Genomic DNA, 469 nt, shown 5'->3' on the forward strand with positions numbered 1-469 from the left:
CCCGAATTCAACTCCGAAGTGCGACACCCTCTAATATCAAGCAGCCATAACCATCGTTTTAAAGACGACAGATGGCTGCTTGAACCCTAAACACTTTTTCGGTCGGTTGTTTATCCTTGATTGGGCAAGTTCGATATCTTCATCAGTGACCGTTCTCAAGTCCGTACCTTTTTTCACATATTGCCGTAAAAGCCCGTTAGCGTTTTCATTCGCGCCTCGCTCCCAAGAGCTGTAGGGATGAGCGAAGTAAAGTTTAGCCTCTAGCGCCTCGGCAATTGCCTGATGACCTGCAAACTCATGACCGTTATCGGCTGTGATCGTGTGTACGAGATGTTTGTACGGCATCAACATCTTAATTGTCGCTTTCGTCACTTCAACTGCTGATTTAGAAGCCACTTTTTTAGCGAGATAAAACCGGCTCTTGCGCTCCAAGATCGTGACTATTGCACCCGTCCCGTGCTTGCCCAAT

At 47.3% G+C, this 469-nt stretch carries 1 protein-coding gene; it reads right to left on the minus strand.

Annotated features, from left to right (window positions below; translation table 11 throughout):
- Positions 1-36: 36 nt before the first annotated feature.
- Positions 37-469, minus strand: a 433-nt coding sequence (locus ACVA53_RS25025; protein ID WP_446506631.1) for an IS30 family transposase, incomplete at its 5' end; no start/stop codon positions are given.

This window comes from Photobacterium sp. DNB23_23_1, from assembly GCF_052873815.1.